This window comes from Kitasatospora sp. MBT63, from assembly GCF_000710465.2.
Taxonomy (GTDB): domain Bacteria; phylum Actinomycetota; class Actinomycetes; order Streptomycetales; family Streptomycetaceae; genus Kitasatospora.
In genome coordinates this window covers 621-1,823 of the sequence record NZ_JAIZ01000825.1, presented here as the reverse complement: position 1 = coordinate 1,823, position 1,203 = coordinate 621, and the positions used below count along the sequence as shown (strand labels likewise).

Genomic DNA, 1,203 nt, shown 5'->3' with positions numbered 1-1,203 from the left:
TCCGTCGCCCTGGAACGGCGGCCGGCCGGTGACCAGCTCGTACAGCATGATCCCGGCGCCGTAGACGTCCACCGCGGAGGTCTGCGGGCGGCCCTCGGCGGACTCCGGGGCGACGTAGGCGGGGGTGCCGACGAACTCGTGGGTGCGGGTGATGCCCGGGGAGTCGGCGAGCCGGGCGATGCCGAAGTCGGTGAGCATCGGGTGCATCTGCTCGACGCCGTCGACGGTCGCGGTGGCGAGCAGAACGTTGGCGGGCTTGAGGTCGCGGTGCACGATGCCGTCGGCGTGGCTGGCGGCCAGCGCGTCGGCGACCTGGGCCATCAGCAGGGAGCCGGCGATCGGGCTGAGCGGGCCGTTGCCGCGCAGGTAGTGGAACAGGTCGGGGCCGTCGACCAGGTCCATCACCAGCGCCAGCAGCTCGCCCTCGACCACCAGGTCGCGGACCTGGACGATGTTGGGGTGGCTGAGCCGCAGCAGGGCGGAGCGCTCGCGCAGGAAGCGCATCACGATGTCGGGGTCGGCGGCCAGTTCCTCGCGCAGCACCTTGACCGCGACCGCCTGGCCGGGCAGCAGGCCCGGTACGGCGACGTCGTCGCGGACCCGTCCGCGCCACACGGTGCCGGTAGCCCCGCGCCCGAGGCTGTCCTCAAGCAGATACTTGCTGCCGACTGGCCGCACCTGTGCTCCCGTTGTCGTAGCTCGCCCCCGGCTCGCGACGGGTTGGCGGACCCTGATTTCGGCAACTCTAACGGTGTCCGTGCGGGTTTCCGAGTGGGTGGCGAGTGTCCGTCGGCCAGTCGCCGTACGGCCAGGTGGGACGGGGTTTGACCTGACGTGCCGTCCGCCCCACCATGGCGATCATCGCAAGATCGTCAAATCCGGTACCGTGCGCGGGCTGTCGGTCCCGGGTGGCAGGATGACAGCACCACACTTGTGGCCCAACGCCCAACCCCGCCACGTCGACCATGCCACTCCCGGCCGGCGCGCCCACGCACCGCGTCAGCACGAGCAGAAGGGACCACGGGCGAGATGCAGATCCGGCTGACCGTCCTACGACCGCGCAGCGGCCCGGCAGGCGCCGGAGCTGCCACCGACGTGCTCGTCACGGCCCCGGCCGGGACCACGCTGGGTGCCCTGGCCGGCGCCCTGGCGGGCGCCGTGGGGGTCAGAGGACCGCGCTCCGCGACCCATGTGCACCTCTAC

1 protein-coding gene is annotated in these 1,203 nt (G+C 72.2%); it reads right to left on the bottom strand.

Features of this window, described 5'->3' with window-relative positions; translation table 11 throughout:
* A partial coding sequence (locus tag AA75_RS43520; protein ID WP_033826097.1) for a serine/threonine-protein kinase occupies positions 1–678 on the bottom strand: 678 nt, incomplete at its 3' end.
* Positions 679–1,203 lie beyond the last annotated feature (525 nt).